Source organism: Desulfosporosinus orientis DSM 765, assembly GCF_000235605.1.
GTDB lineage: Bacteria > Bacillota > Desulfitobacteriia > Desulfitobacteriales > Desulfitobacteriaceae > Desulfosporosinus > Desulfosporosinus orientis.
This window is the reverse complement of the sequence record NC_016584.1, coordinates 2,909,613-2,930,944: the sequence shown is the minus strand read 5'-3', so window position 1 is coordinate 2,930,944 and position 21,332 is coordinate 2,909,613. Positions and strand designations below refer to the sequence as shown.

At 40.0% G+C, this 21,332-nt stretch carries 21 protein-coding genes and 4 tRNA genes; 6 read left to right on the top strand and 19 right to left on the bottom strand.

The genetic code is table 11. The features are described 5' to 3' along the window. Positions 1-25: 25 nt before the first annotated feature. The 9 genes from DESOR_RS13695 to DESOR_RS13660 all read right to left on the bottom strand — a co-directional run bounded on the left by DESOR_RS13695 (position 26) and on the right by DESOR_RS13660 (position 10,799). Entirely contained in the window at positions 26-1,174 is a 1,149-nt protein-coding gene (locus tag DESOR_RS13695; protein ID WP_014185181.1) for a methyl-accepting chemotaxis protein, read from the bottom strand. Positions 1,175-1,426: 252 nt separating this feature from the next. Further along, positions 1,427-1,570, bottom strand: a complete 144-nt coding sequence (locus DESOR_RS28085; protein ID WP_081468511.1) for a hypothetical protein — start codon at positions 1,568-1,570, stop codon at positions 1,427-1,429. A gap of 232 nt (positions 1,571-1,802) precedes the next feature. Further along, a complete protein-coding gene (locus DESOR_RS13690) occupies positions 1,803-3,167 on the bottom strand; it encodes an alanine/glycine:cation symporter family protein (RefSeq protein ID WP_014185180.1) in 1,365 nt (454 codons plus the stop codon). Positions 3,168-3,470: 303 nt separating this feature from the next. Further along, positions 3,471-4,358 (bottom strand): GNAT family N-acetyltransferase, encoded by an 888-nt coding sequence (locus tag DESOR_RS13685; RefSeq protein ID WP_014185179.1) that lies wholly within the window; start codon positions 4,356-4,358, stop codon positions 3,471-3,473. Between the two features lie 25 nt (positions 4,359-4,383). Next, complete coding sequence (locus DESOR_RS13680) at positions 4,384-5,283, bottom strand: DUF2156 domain-containing protein (protein WP_014185178.1); 900 nt, start codon at positions 5,281-5,283, stop codon at positions 4,384-4,386. Between the two features lie 170 nt (positions 5,284-5,453). Next, complete coding sequence (dsdA, locus tag DESOR_RS13675) at positions 5,454-6,803, bottom strand: D-serine ammonia-lyase (protein WP_014185177.1); 1,350 nt, start codon at positions 6,801-6,803, stop codon at positions 5,454-5,456. Positions 6,804-6,899: 96 nt separating this feature from the next. Then, entirely contained in the window at positions 6,900-7,217 is a 318-nt protein-coding gene (locus DESOR_RS13670; RefSeq protein ID WP_014185176.1) for a hypothetical protein, read from the bottom strand. Positions 7,218-7,314: 97 nt separating this feature from the next. Further along, positions 7,315-8,538, bottom strand: coding sequence for a multidrug effflux MFS transporter (locus tag DESOR_RS13665; protein ID WP_014185175.1), 1,224 nt, complete (start codon positions 8,536-8,538; stop codon positions 7,315-7,317). Positions 8,539-8,657: 119 nt separating this feature from the next. Continuing rightward, on the bottom strand, positions 8,658-10,799 hold the full coding sequence (locus tag DESOR_RS13660; protein ID WP_014185174.1) for an HD domain-containing phosphohydrolase: 2,142 nt from the start codon (positions 10,797-10,799) through the stop codon (positions 8,658-8,660). Between the two features lie 200 nt (positions 10,800-10,999). Between DESOR_RS13660 and kamA the strand changes: the two genes are divergently transcribed. Both kamA and ablB read left to right on the top strand, forming a co-directional pair. Continuing rightward, complete coding sequence (gene kamA / locus DESOR_RS13655; RefSeq protein ID WP_014185173.1) at positions 11,000-12,262, top strand: lysine 2,3-aminomutase; 1,263 nt, start codon at positions 11,000-11,002, stop codon at positions 12,260-12,262. Next, positions 12,253-13,125: a putative beta-lysine N-acetyltransferase gene (ablB, locus tag DESOR_RS13650; RefSeq protein ID WP_014185172.1), complete on the top strand. Its 873-nt coding sequence runs from the start codon at positions 12,253-12,255 to the stop codon at positions 13,123-13,125. Before kamA ends, ablB begins: the two co-directional genes overlap by 10 nt. 73 nt (positions 13,126-13,198) lie before the next feature. Here ablB and DESOR_RS13645 read toward each other — a convergent pair whose 3' ends face one another. Next, positions 13,199-13,318, bottom strand: coding sequence for a DUF4023 family protein (locus DESOR_RS13645; protein WP_014185171.1), 120 nt, complete (start codon positions 13,316-13,318; stop codon positions 13,199-13,201). Between the two features lie 149 nt (positions 13,319-13,467). On the opposite strand from DESOR_RS13645, the gene DESOR_RS13640 reads away from it, so the two are divergent. The 4 genes from DESOR_RS13640 to DESOR_RS13625 all read left to right on the top strand — a co-directional run bounded on the left by DESOR_RS13640 (position 13,468) and on the right by DESOR_RS13625 (position 13,830). Next, positions 13,468-13,551, top strand: a tRNA-Tyr gene (locus tag DESOR_RS13640). A gap of 38 nt (positions 13,552-13,589) precedes the next feature. Next, positions 13,590-13,664 (top strand) — tRNA-Gln (locus DESOR_RS13635). 6 nt (positions 13,665-13,670) lie between these two features. Beyond that, a tRNA-Lys gene (locus DESOR_RS13630) sits at positions 13,671-13,747 on the top strand. Between the two features lie 9 nt (positions 13,748-13,756). Beyond that, positions 13,757-13,830: transfer RNA gene (locus DESOR_RS13625), tRNA-Gly, on the top strand. A 40-nt stretch (positions 13,831-13,870) separates the two neighbouring features. Here DESOR_RS13625 and DESOR_RS13620 read toward each other — a convergent pair. The 9 genes from DESOR_RS13620 to DESOR_RS13580 all read right to left on the bottom strand — a co-directional run bounded on the left by DESOR_RS13620 (position 13,871) and on the right by DESOR_RS13580 (position 21,322). Beyond that, positions 13,871-14,974, bottom strand: coding sequence for an ATP-grasp domain-containing protein (locus tag DESOR_RS13620; RefSeq protein WP_014185170.1), 1,104 nt, complete (start codon positions 14,972-14,974; stop codon positions 13,871-13,873). Positions 14,975-15,081: 107 nt separating this feature from the next. After that, positions 15,082-15,918: a methyltransferase domain-containing protein gene (locus tag DESOR_RS13615; protein ID WP_014185169.1), complete on the bottom strand. Its 837-nt coding sequence runs from the start codon at positions 15,916-15,918 to the stop codon at positions 15,082-15,084. A gap of 77 nt (positions 15,919-15,995) precedes the next feature. Beyond that, on the bottom strand, positions 15,996-16,343 hold the full coding sequence (locus tag DESOR_RS13610) for a hypothetical protein (protein ID WP_014185168.1): 348 nt from the start codon (positions 16,341-16,343) through the stop codon (positions 15,996-15,998). Positions 16,344-16,499: 156 nt separating this feature from the next. Next, positions 16,500-16,757, bottom strand: coding sequence for a hypothetical protein (locus tag DESOR_RS13605; protein ID WP_014185167.1), 258 nt, complete (start codon positions 16,755-16,757; stop codon positions 16,500-16,502). 42 nt (positions 16,758-16,799) lie between these two features. Next, positions 16,800-17,657 carry a DegV family protein gene (locus tag DESOR_RS13600; RefSeq protein ID WP_014185166.1) on the bottom strand — a complete coding sequence of 286 codons (858 nt, stop codon included), beginning with the start codon at positions 17,655-17,657 and terminating at the stop codon, positions 16,800-16,802. Between the two features lie 89 nt (positions 17,658-17,746). After that, on the bottom strand, positions 17,747-18,037 hold the full coding sequence (locus tag DESOR_RS13595; protein ID WP_014185165.1) for a DUF3846 domain-containing protein: 291 nt from the start codon (positions 18,035-18,037) through the stop codon (positions 17,747-17,749). Between the two features lie 170 nt (positions 18,038-18,207). Further along, complete coding sequence (locus DESOR_RS13590) at positions 18,208-19,440, bottom strand: (Fe-S)-binding protein (RefSeq protein WP_014185164.1); 1,233 nt, start codon at positions 19,438-19,440, stop codon at positions 18,208-18,210. Between the two features lie 23 nt (positions 19,441-19,463). Then, positions 19,464-20,306: an FAD/NAD(P)-binding protein gene (locus DESOR_RS13585; RefSeq protein ID WP_014185163.1), complete on the bottom strand. Its 843-nt coding sequence runs from the start codon at positions 20,304-20,306 to the stop codon at positions 19,464-19,466. Next, positions 20,306-21,322, bottom strand: a complete 1,017-nt coding sequence (locus tag DESOR_RS13580; protein WP_014185162.1) for a 4Fe-4S dicluster domain-containing protein — start codon at positions 21,320-21,322, stop codon at positions 20,306-20,308. The genes DESOR_RS13585 and DESOR_RS13580 overlap by 1 nt, the downstream gene beginning before the upstream one ends. Positions 21,323-21,332: the final 10 nt, after the last annotated feature.

Here is a 21,332-nt window from a genome sequence, read left to right as displayed (position 1 = left end):
GCAGACATATTGTCCAGTACTCATCCTATAAATTTCTAGAGATTCTATTGAGTTCTTCTGACATAGAAGTTATTTCTTCAATGCTCGCCGAAATCTCTTCTGCAGCCGCCGCTTGTCCCTGACTGGCATCTAAGGAAACATTGCTTTTACGGCTTGCATCCTCGACTTTTTCCTTAATAGTATCCGTCAGATTTTTTATTTTAGGAACTGTGCTCTTCGATTGATCGGACAGTTTCCTGATTTCTTCTGCAACAACTCCGAAGCCCCGACCGGCATCCCCTGCTCTTGCGGCCTCAATGGCGGCATTGATGCCTAACATTTTTGTCTTATCAGCGATCACTTTAATAAAGTCAGATACTTCATTAATTTCTTCAGTTATTTTGATAATTTGACTAATCTGATAATTCAGCTCATCTTCATTGGAGTGGATTTCTGAAGCAGATACAGCCAGTTGTTCTATAGCCGCAGCTATTCCTTCTAAACTATTTTCAAGATTACTGGACATTTCACGAAGGGTCACAGCAGTTTTCTTTGGCGTAACAATCCCCAGGGTGGCGACGAGATTTTTATTTTCATCGTCATACAATGGATAATTAGCAATAGTAAGAGGTTCTCCATATATTGAAGCATCAATTTCCTCAATAATCGGTTTCTTTGATTGAAGAACCCGATAAGCAATATCCGTTTCTTTTAATTCGCGCCCCGCAGAGAGCGACGGCATATCAAATTTCGCAGACGGCTGGGTGTAAGCAATTTTAGTTAAATCTGACATATATAAGAAAGAACCCTCACTAAACATTTCCGCTAAAATTGGTGCAAAATCCCCAAAGGCAGCTGCAACAGGATGTAATTTGGGGAAAAAAATTGACAAAGCGCCCACTGCATCCCCATTGTCATCAATCACAGGAATCGAAAGGATTGATACTCTTATGCCGTAGACTGTACGTGGGATATTTTGAATCAAAACCCTTTTTTCACGAATAGCTTTCATAGTGGTTGTATCATCCTTTAGTTTGATCCCAACCTTTAAAATGTCCAGATGAAATGAATCTGATAATTTTACCCATACAAAGGTATCTTTTTCGACCAGTCCGAAGCCCACGCCACCCGGTATCATGTTTGCAATAAACTCGGCAAATACTTTACATGACTCAATACTTGACAATGCAATCAAAATATCCTCTCCTATCACATAAGTATAGACGTCCCTGCTTAAAATTCTGTAATTATTTGTCTTTATTTGTCGTCATATATTATATCATAATCATATTAATAAATGCTTATAAAAATAGGAAAAAGCCTCCTGCAGGATCCAACTGAAGGCTTCTCCATTTAATAATCGTACTATTTATCTCCCTCTTCAGGTACAATGCAAATGAAACGGAATCTGCCGTTGCCTGTATTTGAAAATTGATGCAGCTTATCGTTAGGTACAAAGGCAAATGACCCTGATTCTAAGTGATTCAGTGTATAAATTCAAATTGCGTTGCAGGATTTCTGGAATTGGCAGTTCATAGGGACAGCGATTCAGGCACTCACCGCAATTAATGCACTCTGAAACACTTTCCATAGCAGTTTTGCTGAATTTTAGTACTGCATACTCTTTCACTCCTTACTTAGCTATGTGTCCACCGTTCTAATGCTATTTAGGTCTTCAAAGGCGGCCTATATTAGGATTCCTCATTATTCATATAAATCCTCCAGAAGAGTATCGTAACCCAGAATAATATGCATTACATAACAACGCAGAGAACGTCAAACTTCATTAACCTGACGTCCTCTGCGTTGTTTATTAAACTTATTTATACTTTAGCTTTAATATTCTCTGGATTCCCAAAGTACTCTTTTGTCATCGCAATAACTGTACCACTCAAAAGGATTAAGCCAATTAAGTTAGGCAGAGCCATTAAGGCGTTAAATACGTCGGAAATATTCCAGATGATTTCAAGGGTGGTTGCTGCTCCCACTGGGATGAGCAGGCAGTAAAGGATGCGATAGGGAAGGATGAATTTTGATCCCAAAAGATATTCCACAGCACGATCACCGTAGTAAGACCAACTAATAATAGTAGAAAGAGCAAAGAAAATAATACCAATTGCAACAATGTATTCACCGGGTCCGGGCAGTCCCAGATTAAAAGCTTTGGCAGTAAGGTTAGCTCCGGTTAAAGCTTTACCTGCCTCATCAACTTTGGCAAAAGCACCGGTTGTGACGATAACCAAGCCTGTCATTGTACAAATGACAATCGTATCAATGAAAGGTCCAAGCATGGCTACAAGTCCTTCACGGACAGGGTATTTTGTTTTAGCAGCACCATGAGCAATCGGGGCACTGCCTAAACCAGCTTCATTGGAAAAGACTCCCCGAGCAACGCCGTAGCGGATAGCCTGCGCGACAACGGATCCTGCAAAACCGCCGGTGGCAGCTGTTCCTGTAAAGGCATCATGAAAGATTACAGAAAAAGCATGGGGAACACTGCTGAAGTTCAAGATAATAACGATCAGTGAACCTAAAACATAAAATATTGTCATAAAAGGCACAACACGACTGGCAACTCGTCCAATTCGTTTAATTCCACCAACGATGACTGCAAAAACTAAAACTGCCAAAATAATTCCTGTTGCTATCTTAGGAATGTGAAAGTATTTCAAAGCAGGTTCAGCAACTGAGTTAGCTTGAACCATATTACCAATCCCGAAAGAAGCAATGGCCGCAAACAGAGCAAATAGCATGGCCAGCCATTTCTGACCTAAGCCTTTTTCCAGATAATACATAGGTCCGCCGCTGACGGAACCGTCTTCATGAACTGCTCTAAATCTCAAAGAAAGTAACGCTTCTGCGTATTTTGTCGCCATCCCAACAAAGGCGGTAACCCACATCCAAAATAAAGCTCCCGGTCCGCCGATGGCGATAGCGGTACCAACCCCTGCAATATTACCGGTGCCAATGGTTGCAGAAAGCGCTGCACTTAACGCCTGAAAGTGTGTGATTTCACCTTCATCATTGGGATCATCATATTTACCGGACAGCAGCTGCCAGGCATATACAAATTTGCGGACTTGAATAGCACGAACTAATAAAGTAATTAAAATTCCTGTACCAACCAATAGTACAATGGTAAATGGTCCCCAGACAAAGGAATCAATTTTGTTAATCAACTCATTCATAGTCTTTTCTCCTTCTGACGATATTTTTTGTTATTTAGAGTTCTACTATGTTTGTTTTATCAACCTCCTTTAGGATTAGGGCATCTGTCCAAACAATAAAATACGCCAAACGTTATCATCAAGATGTCGTTTGGCGTCATTGCCTTATTGCCTCATCCATATAGTTTGTTAGATGTATATTTGGTATACTAAGGGAATTTTTCTTATTTGTAAACAGGGCTATATATGCTATATCCTTCATTATCCATTTATAATGTGCATTTCCTTAGTTATTCAGCCTTTTCCTCAGTTTTACATCACATACTAATCAAAGGCAAATCCTAAGTATCCCAGATCTTTTGAGGTTATTCTTAAATCACTTTTGCTGAGAACCCTGTACATTCCAAATGCCCGGATAGAACCTCCTAAATAGTTACCCAAATAAGGCGGTGTACGTAAAACATACTCCTCTGCGGGCAACAGCTTGGCAATCTGCTTAATGGCCAGGTTCAATAAATTCTCAGGGATTAAGATTTCCTTAATGAATAGCTTTTCTGAGCTTATTCTTTCCGCTGCAAAACAGCCTTCAATATTTTCAATATTAATGCCATAAATGTCTGTTCCTGAGGATTGCGACAGTTTCTTCTGGTAGTCAACATCCTCATCAGCATAGGAAATATAGAATCGACCGTACAATCGTTCTGTTCTGCGTTGATTATACTCTTTGGAGGAGATCGCTGAAATCTCACAGTGATAAGGTTTGGGGACGGACATGCGATCAATACTCTCTCGGTTGAGAATAGTCTCCTGAATGTAGAATCCCTCCTCATAACCTTGTTTTGGGTAATAATCAAATAGCTTGCGATTGGCAGGGACCAGCACGGATAATTCGATCTTACGATCCTTAAGATATTGGTTGCTAAAATTTAATAATTGACCGGCAAAGCCCTTGTTCCTGTGACTGGGATGGGTTGCGACAGCGTATAGCATGGCCGTATTTACCATCCGTTTGTCCGGAAAGACTGTTTTTACCGGTATCATTGTCAGCATGGTTATAATCTCATTGTTGTGAAGCAATACCGCTGTCTCTTCTTCTTTGTATCGCTGGGCATAGTAGAAATCAATAAAATCATCAGAATCGCCAAAACAAAGCTTCCATATCTCCTTTTGACGAAGGATATCGCCTCTTTGTGACAGCCGGATCTTATACATGGATCATATCACCTAAATCTCTCTATTAATCGAAATAAGTTGCTAAATACTTTTCCTCTAAAAATTCCGGGTGGTAGGATTCCTTTGCTTTCCTTAATCCTTCAAATCCCATGTCTTCTTCACGGTTGACATAAATCAGTTCAGGGTAATTATTTTGAATAAAAACCGCAAATTCATGGTTAATGATTTGATAAGCCCCAGGCACCTCCCCAAAGGCCTTCTCAATATGAATTACATAAGTATCAGAATTTAACCTTTCTCCCATGGTGTAGGCAATCACTTTACCCTCTAAACGAATTAATCCGCCCTCTAAGCCAAGGGCTTGGAAATTCTCAAAACAACGACGTACAGCACAGCATTCTTTAGCAATTTCATCCCCAGGTTCAGAATGGATTTTACACCATTCTAAATTCATTTCCCAACACTCAGCAATGTTTTCTGAGGATATCTGTTCAAAACTCCAATTCGTATTGGACTTGATAAACCGGTTGACATGATTGCGTTTAGAATGGAGCTTATTCCCAGACAAGTTAACAAGCTTATCCAGGCTGTAAATATAATCAAAGCTGTCTCGCATCTCTTTGTATTCAAAGTGATCCGGAAACACTCTCTTCATCTCAGCCATATTGTCTAATGATACTCCTGCCAGAGCAAATTCATGACCACAAGAAGACGCATCTTCTTGTAGAGCTTTAAATACTGGTTTTATATCACCTGAGCCGGCAGGATAAAAATAATAATGGAGATCATTCATAATTCCTTTGACAACAAGGAAATTTTCAACTTGTGCGACACGATAGTTATAGATTTTCGACCACGAAAAGATATTTGTGAAGTTTTGATGGCATCCGCGCATATCCGCTGTGACAAGAAGAGGATCCATCCACTTCTTGTCCTCTATATTTACTTCTTTAAATTCAATCATTTTATCTCTCCAACATTCATCAAAATCTCTTTAAAGAAAATCTCTGATTAATTATTAGTTTGTATCTTTATAAAATCCATATTCAATGACAATACCATGTTTCGCACATCTTTGGCTGCCTATTCACAACATCGTCAAATTGCTTTTAAAAATAGTCTCTTTATTTACTACTACTGATAGTATTCTGCTTTTTGATAGTAGCTTTTCATTTCCGATTCCGGCACCATGTTGCCTCCGGTTGCCCAGATAATATGGGACGAATTTTGGATTTGATCCCTTAAACCTTGAGCCATTAAATATTGCTCTCCTACCTTTGAACTTAAAAGATTATACACACCTGGAACCCCTGCCAAAGCTGAGGGCTCGATAAATATTCCTTCCGTATCCGCCATGGCTTTAAGCATTTTAAAAAGTGTCTTATCTTGAACCGTATAGATGCCGCTTAACAGGTTTGCCATCATTTTCCCTACAAATCCTGAAGCTCTGCCAACTGCTAAGCCATCAGCCTCCGTTATATTATCAATGCCAAAGTCCTGGACACACACTTGGTCGTGCTCTCCAGTCATACATCCTAACAACATGCAGGGCGAATGTGTCGGTTCGGCAAAGAAGCAATGCACATGATCTTTAAAAATTAGTTTCAGTCCGAAAGCAACTCCGCCGGGTCCGCCTCCAACTCCGCAGGGCAAATATACAAATAAGGGATGGTTTTCATCCACACTAATATTAAGATCCTTAAGCTGATCTTTTAATCTCAGTGCTGCAACAGCATAACCTAAGAATAGATTGACGGAATTTTCATCATCGACAAAATAACCCTTAGGGTCCTTGGCTGCTTGTTTACGTCCTTCTTCAACAGCTTTGCTGTAATCGGAGGGATATTCTATCACCCTAACTCCTTTACTTCTAAGCAGATCTTTTTTCCAGGTCTTTGCATCAGCGGACATATGCACTGTAACCTTAAACCCCAGTTTAGCACTCATGATCCCTATACTTAAGCCTAAATTTCCTGTTGAACCGACAGCTATGGAGTAACCCGAAAAGAAATCTCTAAAATTATCCTCAGCAAAAATTGAATAATCCTCATCCCCGGCAAGGAGTCCTGCTTTTAAGGCTAAATCCTCTGCATGTTTTAGCACTTCATAGATTCCGCCTCTTGCTTTGATGGACCCGGAAATCGGAAGATGGCTGTCACACTTCAGCAATAAATCCTTACAAATCAAAGGCTGATTCAACATGTCTTCCATTTGCTTTTTTAGATTAGAAACACTTACGATAGGCGACTCGATAATTCCTTTTGATTCCTTTGTTTCAGGGAATACCTTGGCTATATAGGGCGCAAATTTATCCAAACGTTCTTCGGCATCCTCTACATCCTTTAAACTCAAAGGAATTTCTGTAATAGCATCATTAAAACGCCTATATAAGGGATTTAGCCAGAAAACCTCTTCTGTAGCGATTAATTCCTCAAGCAATGGAAATTCCCGCCGCCATCGTTCCAAACTTTTACCTAAGACCATAAGATTACCTCTCTAATATGTTCACTAACGCGAACCATAAAATAAGTTTAAAGAACACCGATATAAGCAGCTTCGGTGTTCTTTATTAATGATTTGTTATAAGACATAATCGTCAATCATTTTCTTAACACATTCTTCACAGATAACAATTTCTTTTGAATTCGGTAATTTATTTCTGATCGTACAGTTTTGGTGATACTGTTCACAGGCTGCACCTCTTACTTTTCCTTTTAGGGAGTGCATCAGACTAACTCCCCGATAGAGGACTTCACAACTTGCTATGCTGTTTGTTTCAAGAGTCCAGTCGTCAAAATCAGAAAGAGCTTCTGCTAAAGAATTGTATTGATTATATTCAGGATTTCTGGCACGAATGGGGTTTACAACGACCCAGACTTTATTTGGATTGTCTTTCACTTGATTGGCCTCCCAGTAGTTTAACTTATTTGAGAAATAATATACTTAGTTATTTTACATCATAATTTCCTGATAGTCTATTTATCAGTCGTCTTATTCAGGATAATCTGGGCCTTAATATAAGATAACATGACATTGCGCCTATTTCAGCAACAGCAATGACAATACCCATGGGCACCGCTGTATATTCCCCACCAAGACCTACTAATGGGGCTACTAAGGCACCTATAACAAAGGAAAATAACCCTAACAAGGCTGAAGCGCTGCCCGCCGAATGTCCATAATTTTCCATAGCCAAAGAGGACCCCGCTGTTGAAACAATCCCAACGCTGCTTACTACCACAAAGAGAGAAAGCAAAATTGCTTTTAGCCCACTTCCAACAAGAATCACCGCCAACAAACTAATTCCACCAACTGCGGCCATACTTAAGCCACCCAAAAACAGCTTAGTTCCGGCGATTCGGCTTGCCAGTCTGCTTGTGACTTGGCCGGCTAAAATAATGCCGATCCCATTAATCGCAAAAAGAACACTGTACATCTGGGGAGAAGCACCAAAGATGTTCTGGATAACAAAGGGTGAACCCGAAATATAGGCAAACATCGCTGCCATGACAAGTCCTTGGGGTATGGCATAACCCATAAAGACCCGATCACAAATGAGCTTGCCAAATGTGTTTAGTGTGTTGCGCAGCCCACCTTGAGAACGGTGCAGAACAGGCAATGTTTCCGGCAGAGCAAAAAAGACTGAAAGAAGCATGACAATACCCACTATACCCAATACTAAAAATACACCGCGCCAAGAGGTAAACTGCAGCAGTTGCCCGCCTAGGATTGGAGCCATAATCGGGCCGATCCCATTGATCAACATCAAAAGGGCAAAGAATTTGATCATGTCTGAGCCTGAGTATAGGTCTCTGACTACTGCCCGAGAAATCGCAATACCGGCCGAACCCGCAACTCCCTGAATAAACCTAAATGCGATTAATCCCCAAATAGATGGACTCATGGCGCATACTAAAGAGGACAAGGTATAAAAAGCTAATCCGATGAGCAGAGGAATACGTCTTCCGCGAACATCGCTTTGGGATCCGGATACCAATTGTCCAAAGGCGAGCCCCAGCAAACAGGCTGTTAAACTGAACTGGGCAAGAGATGGGCTGGTATGTAAATCACTCGTTAAAATTGGCAGAGCCGGTAAATACATATCAATGGACAATGGACCGAAGGCAGACAGTGAACCTAAAATGATACCAGTTAATAATCGGCGTGAACGAGTATTGGTAGGTTTCGTGCTAGTTAATGTGCTTTGACGTATATTCATTGAAACAGTTTATCTCCTTTTAAGATTTTTAATATCTGCTTAACTATCTTTATTATAGCTTATCTATTCAAAATATGGACATAGATAAGCTAAAAATTTAGTATTACTATCATTTAATACTAATCTTTATCGGAATCATGTGACTCCCAGATTATATTAATAAACACCTCAACCAATTCCGGGTCAAACTGGGAACCTGCATTTTTTTTCAGCTCTTTAATTGCCTTTTCTTCCGATAAAGGACGCTGATAGCTCCTCTCACCGGTCATTGCATCATAACTATCCGCAATAGCTATTATCCTTGATTGAATGGGTATTTCATATCCTTTTAATGCTTTAGGATATCCGCTTCCATCCCATTTTTCATGATGGTATAACACGTACTCTGCGATTTCCGACAAATCATTGACTGTGCTTAGAATTCGATAACCTATTTCCGAATGGCGCTTAATTTCTTTCCATTCTGAATTAGTAAGAATTTCTTTTTTATTAAGGATTCTATCTTCAATAGCTATCTTGCCAATATCATGAAGCAATCCAGCCGTTCTAAGTTCCTCAATTTCCCCTTCCATCATTCCCAGAGCTTGACCCATGGATTTGCATAATAATGATACCTTATAGGAATGCCTTTCTTCTCTCGAATTTTTTTTATACAGGGCATCAATAATGGCAGTAACGGTTTTGCCTCTCATGCTTGGACTTTCATAGAGCTTCCTTTTATACATATGGTCTTCAGCCTTTTTTAAAATTTCCTGAACCTTCTCTGCCTCATTATGTTTTGTATCCCAGCCAAAAGACACAGAGACATCCACAGCATTTACCTTTTCCAACCGGGCATAATCTTTCACTCGTCGAATAATTTGCTCCGTTTCATTCCCATCAGTTTTAGGCAAAAGAATGACAAATTCGTCTCCTCCAACCCTGGCGATGATTTCATCAGCCCGGCATCCTTTTCTTATCACATCAGCCACTTTGATTAGGAGCTCGTCTCCTACAGCATGACCAAAGGAATCATTAATCAGTTTTAGTCCGTTGACATCGGCCATGATTATCGATAAAGGCAGATTTCTCTTTGTATCCAGTCGTTTTAACTCTTCTTCAAAAAAGCGCCGGTTATAAAGCCCTGTTAATTGATCATGATAGCTTAAATACTCTAATTGCTGTTCCATAGCATTTCGCTCACTTATATCTCTTAACACCCCATGAAGGACTCTTTCCCCATGAAGTAAGATTGAAGTCAGCATCACCTCAACAAGAAACAAGGTACCATCCTTTTTTTGATGCCACCATTCAAACTTAGATTTCCCATGCTTATTCGTTGAGGCAAGGATTTCTGTCAGACATTCTTCAGATTTGTTGCCATTAGCCTGATAATCCGGTGATATTTCTAGTATATGTTTGCCTATCATATTATTTTTCGAATCATAACCCAACAATTCAGCAGCTGCTTGATTACAATCCGTTATCGTTTCTTCTTGAATTATAAAAACTGCATCTGAGGAATCGTCAAAGAGCTTTCTAAAAGTATATTCACTAGCCTTTAACAATTCATTGCTTTTTTGCAGCTCATCAAATTGACTTCGCAATTCTTCTTGAGCAGCAACTACATCTTCCATGGAGGCTTCCAGTTCGTGATTAATACTAATCAGTTGCTTTTGGCTCTTTCTCAAAGCCTCTGCCATACGTGTACGTTCATTAGATTCTGTAATGATCCTGCCAATAAATACTGTCGCCAGAGGATAGGCAAGCAAAACAGGCAGACCCATTGATTTCATGGTACTTAAGCTTTTATCTGCTGGAAGAGTAAACATCAATAAAACCATGGTGATATGAACAAAAACACCCATGGAAAAAAGTTGTTTGATGGTCTCCTTATAGGAATTGCTTTGATGACTTAGATTCCATTGAAAAAAGTGATTTCCCCACAAGGCGGATGTCAAAATCACTAAAACACCCATAATCACACCATCTCCGCCTTGATAAATGCGAAGAATCAGAGCCATTGATCCGGCAATAATCCCTGCTATAGGGCCAAAGAAAAATCCAACTATACTAATCATGATGGAACGGCCATCAAAAATCAGTCCAGGTGCAACTACTAAAGGATGAAGCATTCCAATAATACAGGCACTTCCGAAAAGTACCCCTTGCAAGCAGTCGCTGATTTGATTTTTTTCCCTTCGGTAGGAAATATAACCTGAAATAATGCTTATGGACACTAGAATGCTAAGATTATATAAAAGTTCAAATAATATACGCATGGTACTAAACTCCTTTTGTAATAATCCATTTTAGCTAGCATTCTTATTCCATCTATTATATAGCATAGTACTACAATCTTCTATCTTATACGATATTTTTTTCACATTTTCTTCCTTGCCTACTATAATCAATTATAAATTGTATACGTCCATTATTAATGTGAAAAACTAGTTTATATTCATAACAGAAGGAGTTTAATATGCAAAGAAACTATAAAGATCTCAGTTTATGGAGTGATCTGTCTAAGGCCCAATGGATGGATTGGAAGTGGCAAATAGCTAACAGAATCACTACTGTTGAACAATTAAAAGAGGTCGTTAATTTGACCCCAGACGAAATAGCCGGTATTAATCATTGCCTAGAAAGCCTGCGAATGGCTATAACCCCTTATTATGCAACTCTGATCCATCCAAACAATGCTGATGATCCTATTCGCAAACAGGCCATCCCTATGGCATTAGAAATGGAAGAAGCTAGATGCGACATGGAAGACCCTCTTCATGAGGCCAGTGATTCTCCAGTGAAAGGACTCACCCATCGTTACCCGGACAGAGTATTATTTTTGATTACCGATCAGTGTTCTATGTACTGCCGGCACTGTACCCGGCGCAGATTGGCAGGTTCAACGGATCAAGCCATGCCCAGAAAAGAACTGCAAGCCGCCATAGACTATATAAAGAATACACCCCAGATCAGAGATGTTTTGATTTCCGGAGGTGACAGTTTACTTGTCAGTGATGAGACTCTTGAATTTATTTTAGGAAGTCTAAGAGCTATAGATCATGTAGAAATCGTCCGTTTTGGTTCAAGAACACCTGTCGTATTACCGCAAAGAATTACCGATGACCTCTGCAGCATTTTTCGTAAATATCATCCCATCTGGCTTAATACCCATTTTAACCATCCCCGTGAAATTACTCCTGAGGCAAAAGAAGCCTGCAATAAACTCGCTGATTCAGGAGTTCCTCTAGGCAATCAGACCGTCCTTTTAAAAGGGATAAATGATTGTCCCTATATCATAAAAAAGCTGGTTCATGAATTAGTAAAATTGCGTGTGCGCCCTTATTACCTATACCAGTGTGATTTGTCATCAGGGATTGAACATTTTAGAACTTCTGTCAGTAAAGGTATTGAAATCATAGAACTGCTGCGCGGCCACACATCCGGTTATGCTGTCCCCACCTATGTGGTGGATGCACCGGGGGGAGGAGGCAAAATTCCTGTAAGTCCCCAATACCTTATCTCTCAATCAGATAGTAAAGTCATTTTACGGAACTATGAAGGGGTTATCTGTGCTTATACTGAACCGGAAGATAAAACAACAGAATGTCATGAATGTCATTATTGCCATGACTATCAGAACCTGCCTGTTACCGGGATCGAAAAGCTTTTTAGAGAAAAGAAATTAAGTCTTGTCCCAAAATCAAATAATCGTATCGCGAGGCGTGATCAATGGAAATAGCTGTCCAGCTGGGCTTATATGAAACAATCCGTCAACATGACGTAACCTTCGAACAATATGTCGATTTACATAATCAGAGACTTAAGCTGATTAATTTTCAAGGCAATCCAGTACAAGCAGCCAGAAGCTCTGTGGAGATGTGTAAGCGGCACGGTATGGGGAAAATCATTACCACGGTTTATAGAGAAGACGTTCCCTTATTCTGTGAGAATGGTTTTATTCTAGAAGGCAGCATTGATGGCTACTTCAAAGGTAAGACAGGTTATTGCCTTTCCCATTTTTGCGATCCCAGCCGAGGAATGAGCAATCAACTCAAAGAAGAAGATGGCATTATAGAGAAGTCGGAAGGTTACATAAACCAGTATGCTCCCAATGGTATCGACAAAGGTTTTTTAATCCGTTCGGCTACCCTTAAGGATACCAGAGAATTAGCTGTCTTATATGATAAGGTTTTCGAAACCTACCCAACACCTATGAACAATCACGAATTTATTGCTAACATGATAAAATCGAAAAAGGTCATTTTCAAAGTTGCCGAATATAATTCCCGCATTGTAAGCGCCGCTTCGGCAGACCTTGATCATGAACTTCTTCATGCTGAGATAACAGACTGTGCAACTCTCGAGGAATTTCGGGGAAAGGGATTATTAAGCGAGCTAGTTTATCATCTGGAAACTACTTTAAATACTAATCATTATATTACCCTTTTCAGTTTATCTAGAGCTCTTTCTCTGGGTGTTAACATTGTTTTCAGCAAACACGGCTATAAGTTTACTGGCCGCCAAATCAATAACTGTCACATTATGGGGAAGTTTGAAGACATGAATATCTGGGTTAAGCGATTAATTCCTGATTATGCTTAATGTAGCGTCTTAGAATTAAACTAAAGAGGTGTGTTACTTCTATGTAACACACCTCAACTTCCTAAAATTAGTTTTATTTATTGGTACTATGTTGCTTATTAGGCAGCCTTTTACCGGGATTCCCATGTCCTTGGTGCTGATTGTTACGTTTAGTCTTCTCTTGACTGTCAAGAATTTTATCTAAGTTATCCATTCAGTCGCCCTCCTTTTACTAATGTTACTTTAACCATACTACTAAAAAAAATTCTATGTACTTTTTCAAAAACATTTTTTAAAACCATTGACCTCTCACGTATTATTGTGTATACTAATAAGCGTCTGTTCCAGAGATTTAAGTAACATGGGTAGGTGGCCGAGTGGTTAAAGGCGGCAGACTGTAAATCTGTTCCGAAAGGTACGGTGGTTCGAATCCATCCCTGCCCACCATTTCCTCGAAAAGTATTAAAACAATACTAGCTTGGTATTGGGGTGTCGCCAAGTGGTAAGGCACCAGACTTTGACTCTGGCATTCGGAGGTTCGAACCCTCCCACCCCAGCCAATATACGGGCCATTAGCTCAGTCGGCTAGAGCACCTGACTTTTAATCAGGGTGTCCCGCGTTCGAGTCGCGGATGGCCCACCAAAACATCATGCGGGTGTAGCTCAATGGTAGAGCACTAGCCTTCCAAGCTAGCTACGTGAGTTCGATTCTCATCACCCGCTCCATAACTCCGCTTAAAAGCTCATAGAAAATCTATGAGCTTTTTTATACTTCCCTGCTTTTTAGTTGATTGCCTATGTCAACTAGGTCAAGAAGTTCATAACTTTCATTAGTTCTTATTTGAAAACCCCAACGAATGTTCTTAGGTGGTGTTACAGTCTCATTCGATAATAACTTAACTGCAAGATATAAGAGATTAACACCGGCTAAGCAAGACTTATGAATTCCCGCCGACATTCGAGTATTTATTTCAATAAGGTAAGCTCTGCCCTGATGATACTTGATCTGAATATTATAGAGATAACTTAATGAAAACTCTTGGGTCAGTTTTCTGGCCATAGCTATCAAGTCTTCTCGATATTCTATCACTTGCCGGTAAAGGTCTAATTTTCTTCTTGGTATTGCTACGATGAGTTCTCCCTCATACCCTAAACAGTCAATACTGTACTCCTCCCCCTCTAAGTATTCCATAACCATTAGGGGCTTTATGGCGTTAGAATTCTTTAAGACGCGTAGGAGACGATCCTTAGAAATTGTAGAGGCTGTCGTCTTATAAAGCTCGTCAACTTCTGTCATATCCTCCAGGATTTGTTTGAAGCCATCACCGCCAATTCCAGATATAGGTTTTAGACAAGGACTGCTCTTATTCCCTGTTATTTTATGATAAGCATTTTTAAAATCAAAATAAGTCCTGACGCAAAAGGTTTGAGGTATGGCTATACCCTCCCTGTCACTTTCCCTATCAATTAGTGTTTGATAGGTTTTAACTTTGTCATTAAGCAATTGATAGGTAGAGCTGCTCCCTACAAACATAACTTTTACGCCAAGACGCTCAAATTCATTTTGATAACGACTTAAATATTCCACATTATATCTAGGCACAAACAGCTTAATTTTGTGTTGACGACAAAAATCAAGGCAGTAGTTAACATAATCTTTTCCTTCAATGGACGGCTCGACTTCAAAATAGTCAGCAATATCTTGTATATAGTCATTCTCACAGACATGGGAGATGAATACTTTAAATTTCCGACCATCTTCATTGTCTAACAAATACCGAATTATTTTTGGTGTAGACGTGAAACAACGATTAAAGTAAATATTAGTGATTTCTTGGTCTGTCTGATTTTTGATGAATTGATCTGACATGTAATTATACTACCTCCCTATTAGCCCTTCCATAGGATTAGCAGAAATTATTAGTTTCATACATTAATAATGGCTGAATCGGTATGAAAATGGCCAATTTGGAGATACTATAATTTTCTGCCCATGATTCTACTTCGTATCCAATCTTTAAATCCTAATTTTTTAGGGAGGGGTTTAAGTCCATAGACTAAGCCAAATCCATAATAACTTCTATTTTTTTTAATAAAATTGGCGTTTTTTTGTAATCTAGGCAGCAAAGCAGGCTGCCGCCGAATTTTTGTGGTTAAGTCTTTTACAAGAACCCAGTCTTTTTTCAACTCATTAAAAACGACATTGCTATTATTTTTTAAGGGCTGAGGATTAATGATTTCAATTTCTTCAAAGCCTGCTTGGGCAACAACTTTCATCCATTCTTCAAATGATAAAGGATTCGTTGAAGATCCGAAGCAATCTTCCATTTGATACCTGACCTGAGGGGGTAAATCCCTTAATATGACCATTTCTAAATCGGCAATTCTGCCTTTTGGTTTTAAAACTCGATAAAATTCTCGATACACTTTTTCTTTATCTAAAAAAACGGTTATTGATTCACAAATAATAATATCAAAGTGATTATCACTAAAAGGCAGCTTATTGACGTCTGCTACCCTAAACTCAACCAAATGAGTTACTCCTTCTTTTTCTGCTCTTAAGCGTGCTTTTTCAATCATATGGGGATTAATATCTACCCCTAAAATTTTACAGCCAACTGTTTTTGCTAAAAAGCAAGCAGTTAAACCACTACCACACCCGGCATCGAGAACGTATTCCTCCGGTTGTACCGCTATTACCTCTAAATTTTGCTTGGTGGCTGGAAAGCCCCCTGGATGAGAACTTCCTATACCTAACCACGCTATGAGCTCGAAATAGTTCATTTCATCCACTCGTTTGCTTTCAGATATCATAATGCGCCCGCCTCCCTTGGGGGTATGTGGTATTATATTCCATAGCCAAGTTTACTGACAGTGAACTTGTATATTACTCAGGATATGAATACTAATTTAAGTACCGCCATACATACCCACAGAAAGATCATATAGGCAAGGAAAGACGTTCTAAAATCTTGTTTCTTAGCAAGAATAAGATCTGAACAAACGATTAGACCTAATATGGTTAATACTAAATTAAGCAGAACTGACATGGTGTAGTGGACTAATGAATCATTTCTTATATAGGCAAGCAATAAATCGAAGACAGACATAATCCATACGGAATTTAGAAAAGTCGTCAGAAGTATTGCCGCTTTTTGTTCAAAACTTGTAATTTTTGTTCTAACTCTTGTTTGATTAGGTTTTGCTGTTCTATCCCAACTTGCTTTAGATATTGCCATCTCGACGCCTACTTTCCTGATAATTTATTATTTAAACTATAGCATCAGGAACGGACAAAAAAATGTTCTTAAGCAACTGCCAAGTTTAACAGTACCAAAAAACCGATAAAGTACTGCGAATAGCAGTACTTTATCGGTCTAGTCTTCTTTGATTATTCACTTCGTTCTTTTGGTCTCAATAGTTTGGTGAATTACTTCGGATTTTATATCAATCACTTCTCCAAAAGGATGTACCTGGGACCGGGAAAAATTGTTTGAGGCCCGCTTTTTTCTGGGAAAATAATATCGGTAAATTCCGTATAGTCCAATCGTAACTGCTCCAATCATAATAATCCCAAAGGAAAATATGACCGTGGTGATCAGAATAGTTAGAATTGCAAGGGACCAAAGAATCTTATAGAGTTGTTTGGACATACTCATCCCCTCCTTAATTCTAACCTCATTGTAACACGAGTCTTATCTCATTGCATTTTTTGTATAATAAGTAATTCCAATTGCTCCCGGGCCAACATGAAGGCCAATGACCGGACCAATATCCAGGACATCAACCTGAGCATTCAGCTTTTCACTAATTTGGCGGGCAAGCTCTTCAGCTTCCTTGAGACAATTGATATGTACTACTGCTATTTCGCCCAATCCATACAAACTTATGTCCTGCAACATCTTGTCAACCATAGCTTTAATTGCATTTTGCTTCGTTCTAACCTTCATCAATACAGTTGTTTTGCCATCTTCAACCGTTAAAACAGGAATAATTTTAAACAGATTCCCGATTAATGCGCCAGCTCCCCCTATTCTGCCCCCTTTTTTTAAGTATTCTAGATTTTCGGGAATAAATAAAAACCTTGTTCGTTGTATGGTTTCTAAAGCTACCTTTTTTACCTGATCAAGAGTCTTTCCTTCTTTTGCTGCTCTTGCCGCCCTTATTGCTACATACCCCAACTGCTGACAATTTGATCGAGAATCAATAATTTCAATCTTTGCACCGGGATAGGTTTCTAAAATCATCTCTTTGACGATTTGTCCCGTTGAAAATGTACCACTCATGTCCGAAGACAGAAAGACACAGCAAAGACTATCTCCTGTCTGAACCGCTTTTTCCATTTCCTTATACATTTCTCCCGTGGAAGGCTGAGAAGATGTGGGTATACCCTTTTCCGCCATCATGGTATAAAAGCTGAAGTTTTCTATATCGACTTCCCTCATACTTTCACGGCCAAAGGAAAGATTCAAGGATACCATTCTGATATTCAATGTTCTTCGTGTTTCTTCACTCAAATAGCTCGTGCTGTCTGTTAAAATCTGTACTGCCATTCTCTTGCTCTCTTTCCTAACATGCCTGATTGGCATAGGTTAATTAATGTCTAAATCATCCCAAAAGGCAGCGAATTGAATTCAATCATTCATTGGTAAGCTTGAGAGAGAATATCGATGTCTTCCTGAGTAAGGGAAACCAACTCTGGAGGATCCACTCGAAGGATGATAAAAGTGCCCTCAAAATCGGCTCTTGAAAGGGACTTTTGCGGAAGCGGCTGAACCCCATTATAAAAGATAAAACACCCGGGCCGTATACTTTCAACAATCTCTGGATAGCCTCCGACAGTTAATTCAAAAGCCTTAAGGTTGTTGGGCATTTGTCGTATATCCGGAGTCTTGCCGGGTTCTACTAGGAGAACTGTTATCCATTTTACCACACTTGTCACTCCAAATAATATCGCAAATTTATGATTAGAGTACCACGAATCTATTAAAATTTCTATTCCTATCCCTGCCACACATAACGAGAATATAAAAAAAGCCCCGTTCTATGCGGTTTTACGCTGACGGGGCTTCACAATTCATCAGTTTTTTCTAAAAAGGTGTATTATTCTGCTGCTGGAGCTTCTGGGGCATCATCCGGCACCAACGCATTTTCGATCAGCGTGCTAAGATGGTGCATCTTCATACCGAGTTTATAGAATTTGTTCATGTCGTTAAACTGGTCAATACAGTTATGACATGGAATACATCCTATTTTAGCACCGGTTGCAATTAATTGATCAACTTTAGGTTTAGCCTTAGTCATACGCTGCTGTTTAGTAGCCGCAACTGCTAAAGCTCCTCCTCCGGCTCCGCAGCAAATGTTATACTTGCCGTCAGGATTCATTTCTCGATAATCCTCAACAACATGTTTAATAACATAGCGCTGCGGCTCATAGACGCCTTCTTTACGAACAGTGTTACAAGGATCGTGCATGGTTACCGGCAGCGGATTCTTGCTCTTATCCAGTTTAAGCCGGCCTTCTTTGATCCAGTCAGCATAAAGTTCAACGATGTGGCGTACAGGGAAGTCTTTTCCTTGCCAGTAAGTGCGCTTGAACACTCTGGAGGATCGGAAAGCGTGACCACACTCAGTTACAATAAGCTCTTTGGCATTTAACCGCTCTACTTCTTCAAATAATGGACGTGAGATCTCACAGAATTCATCGTTTTTACCTGTGAACAGACAGATATTGGTTGCATCCCAACGCTTGCTGCTTAAGGTATAATTTGCTTTGGCGGCATAGAAGACGTGAAGAATTGTTTGAAGTTCATGAGGATAATGTTTGATTTCACGGGCATTGAAGCCAAACATAAAGTCAGCATCCGGCTTGTCGATGGGAATCTTGTAGTTTGGATCATTTAATTCTTTCTGAAGCTCCTCTTCAAGCCACTCCAGAGTTTCATCATAATCGATTTGCTCTACAGCCATTTGGTTACCTGTATTTATATGGTCATCAGCAATGTGTTGTAAGTGACCCGGAGGCATAGCAGTTTTTCCACGGAAGGCTCTTGTTATAGCCGCAATGTTCACACCCATAGGGCATTCTACAGTACAGCGTTCACACATATTGCAGTTCCAGACAAAGGGATCATTTTCCACTTCTTCACGCAAGCCAAGAGCAACTTTACGGATAAATTTGCGAGGGTCATTATCCTCAACTAAATCACTGTACTTACATCCGGCTGTACACATACCGCAAGTAAGGCAATTGGAAAAATCATATCCTTTTAACAGTCCAGCCACTTCTTCTCTCAGGGTTGGATCTAATTCTTTAACTCTAATGGGTTCAGCCATTCTTACTATCACCTCCGCCTTAATTAATATTCACTCGGTAATTCTTTTAATTGAGCCATGGAGAAGACCGGGCCGTCTTTGCACACATATTCGGTGCCAATATTACAGCGGCCGCAAATACCCAGTCCACACTTCATGCGCATCTCCAAGGAAGTGTAAATAGTCTCAGGAGTAAACTTTAATTTTTCTAAGACCGGTAAGGTAAACTTAATCATCGCCGGAGGACCACAGACGACAGCATAGGTATCAACTGAGGAAGGAGCAATTTGCTCTGTCACAGTCGGAATAAAGCCTACATGTTTAGTCCATCCTTCGGCGGGTCTGTCAATGGTGGTCACCAAATTAATATTGGGATTGTTTTCCCATTCAGCCAACTCTTCTTTATAGAGCAGTAAGCCTGGGTTTCTTGCTCCGTAAATAACGGTGATGTCGCCATAATCGCCGCGATGTTTATCATCAAGCATATATTTTGCTAATGAACGCAGGGTTGTGAAAGCAAAACCTCCGCCGATGATTACAACGTTTTTGCCTTTAAACTTTTCAATAGGATAATAGTTTCCCATCGGCCCGCGAACCCCGACCATCGTGCCTTCTTCCATGAGGTGGAGGGCATTAGAGACACATCCTACTTTAGCAACGGAAAACTTTAAGATTCCGGGTTCCGTGGGAGAAGTAGCAATTCCGAAAGGAGCTTCTCCATGACCATAAGCGCTCAGTTCAGCAAACTGACCCGGCATATATTTGAAGTTTTCTTCATCTTGTTTGTTCATAAACTCTAAGGTAAAAGTATTGATCAAACGATCTTCGGTTTCCACTAAATTTTTCACGAGCTTCATTGTTATTGGGATATATGGATTCTGTTGCATCATTCCACCACCAATTCTGCTTTGTTTGCCCCAGCAATGACTTGACGAATATCCATATTAACCGGGCAGCTTTTTATGCAGCGTCCACAGCCTACACAGGACATAGCACCATTGTTATGGACAAAATAATTAAACTTGTGCATCATCCGTTGACGCCAACGTGCTTTTTTAGAATCACGCGGGTTATGACCGGAACCGTGAAGGGTAAAGAGTGGGGCCATACAGGCGTCCCAGGTCCGTACTCTGGAACCTTCATTTTTGCGCACTTCCTCAGAAATATCGAAGCAATGGCAAGTGGGACAGGAGAAGGAACAGACATTACAGCCAATGCACTTCTCTTGAAGAGTATCCCAAAAAGGACTGTCAAACATTTTGTCGAGCTTACTGGTGGTATTAGCAACATCAACTTTACTTGGAGTTTCTGCACTCTTAATTTTGTCAACCAGCGCTTGCTCATCAGCAGTCAATTCAGAGAGAGCTTCAAAACGGGCAGCTAAGGCTTTACCTTTTTCAGTGATCACTTCGACAGTATAGGAATCTCCGAGATCAATGAGGAGAATATCCGAGCCCTCACTGCCGGCCGGAGACAGCCCAAAAGAGGAACAGAAACAAGTAGGGGCAATTTTTGAACATGCCAGCCCGATAATCACCGCTTTTTCACGTCGTTCATAATAATATGGGTCGGTATACTGGTCATTCTTGAAAACCATATCTAAGAGCTGCATTCCCCGTGCATCACAAGGTCTGATTCCAAAAAGAACTGCGTTTTCAGCCTTAAGTTCGCTCTTAACGGTGATGTCCTTACCCTCTTTTTTATAGGACATGAGTTTCTCGTGTTGAGGAAAGAAGATGGCTTTGGGAGGAAGTTTAGAATTCAGATAATCTTGTTTGACTTCTGAGAAGCTTTTGACTCCTTTGAAAGCAACTCCGTTTGCATCACTAACTGGAGCAATTAGTTGGTACTCACTGGCTAAAGCATCAAAGGCCTGGCCAAATTTTTCTTTACTTATCTTCATTTTCTTCACC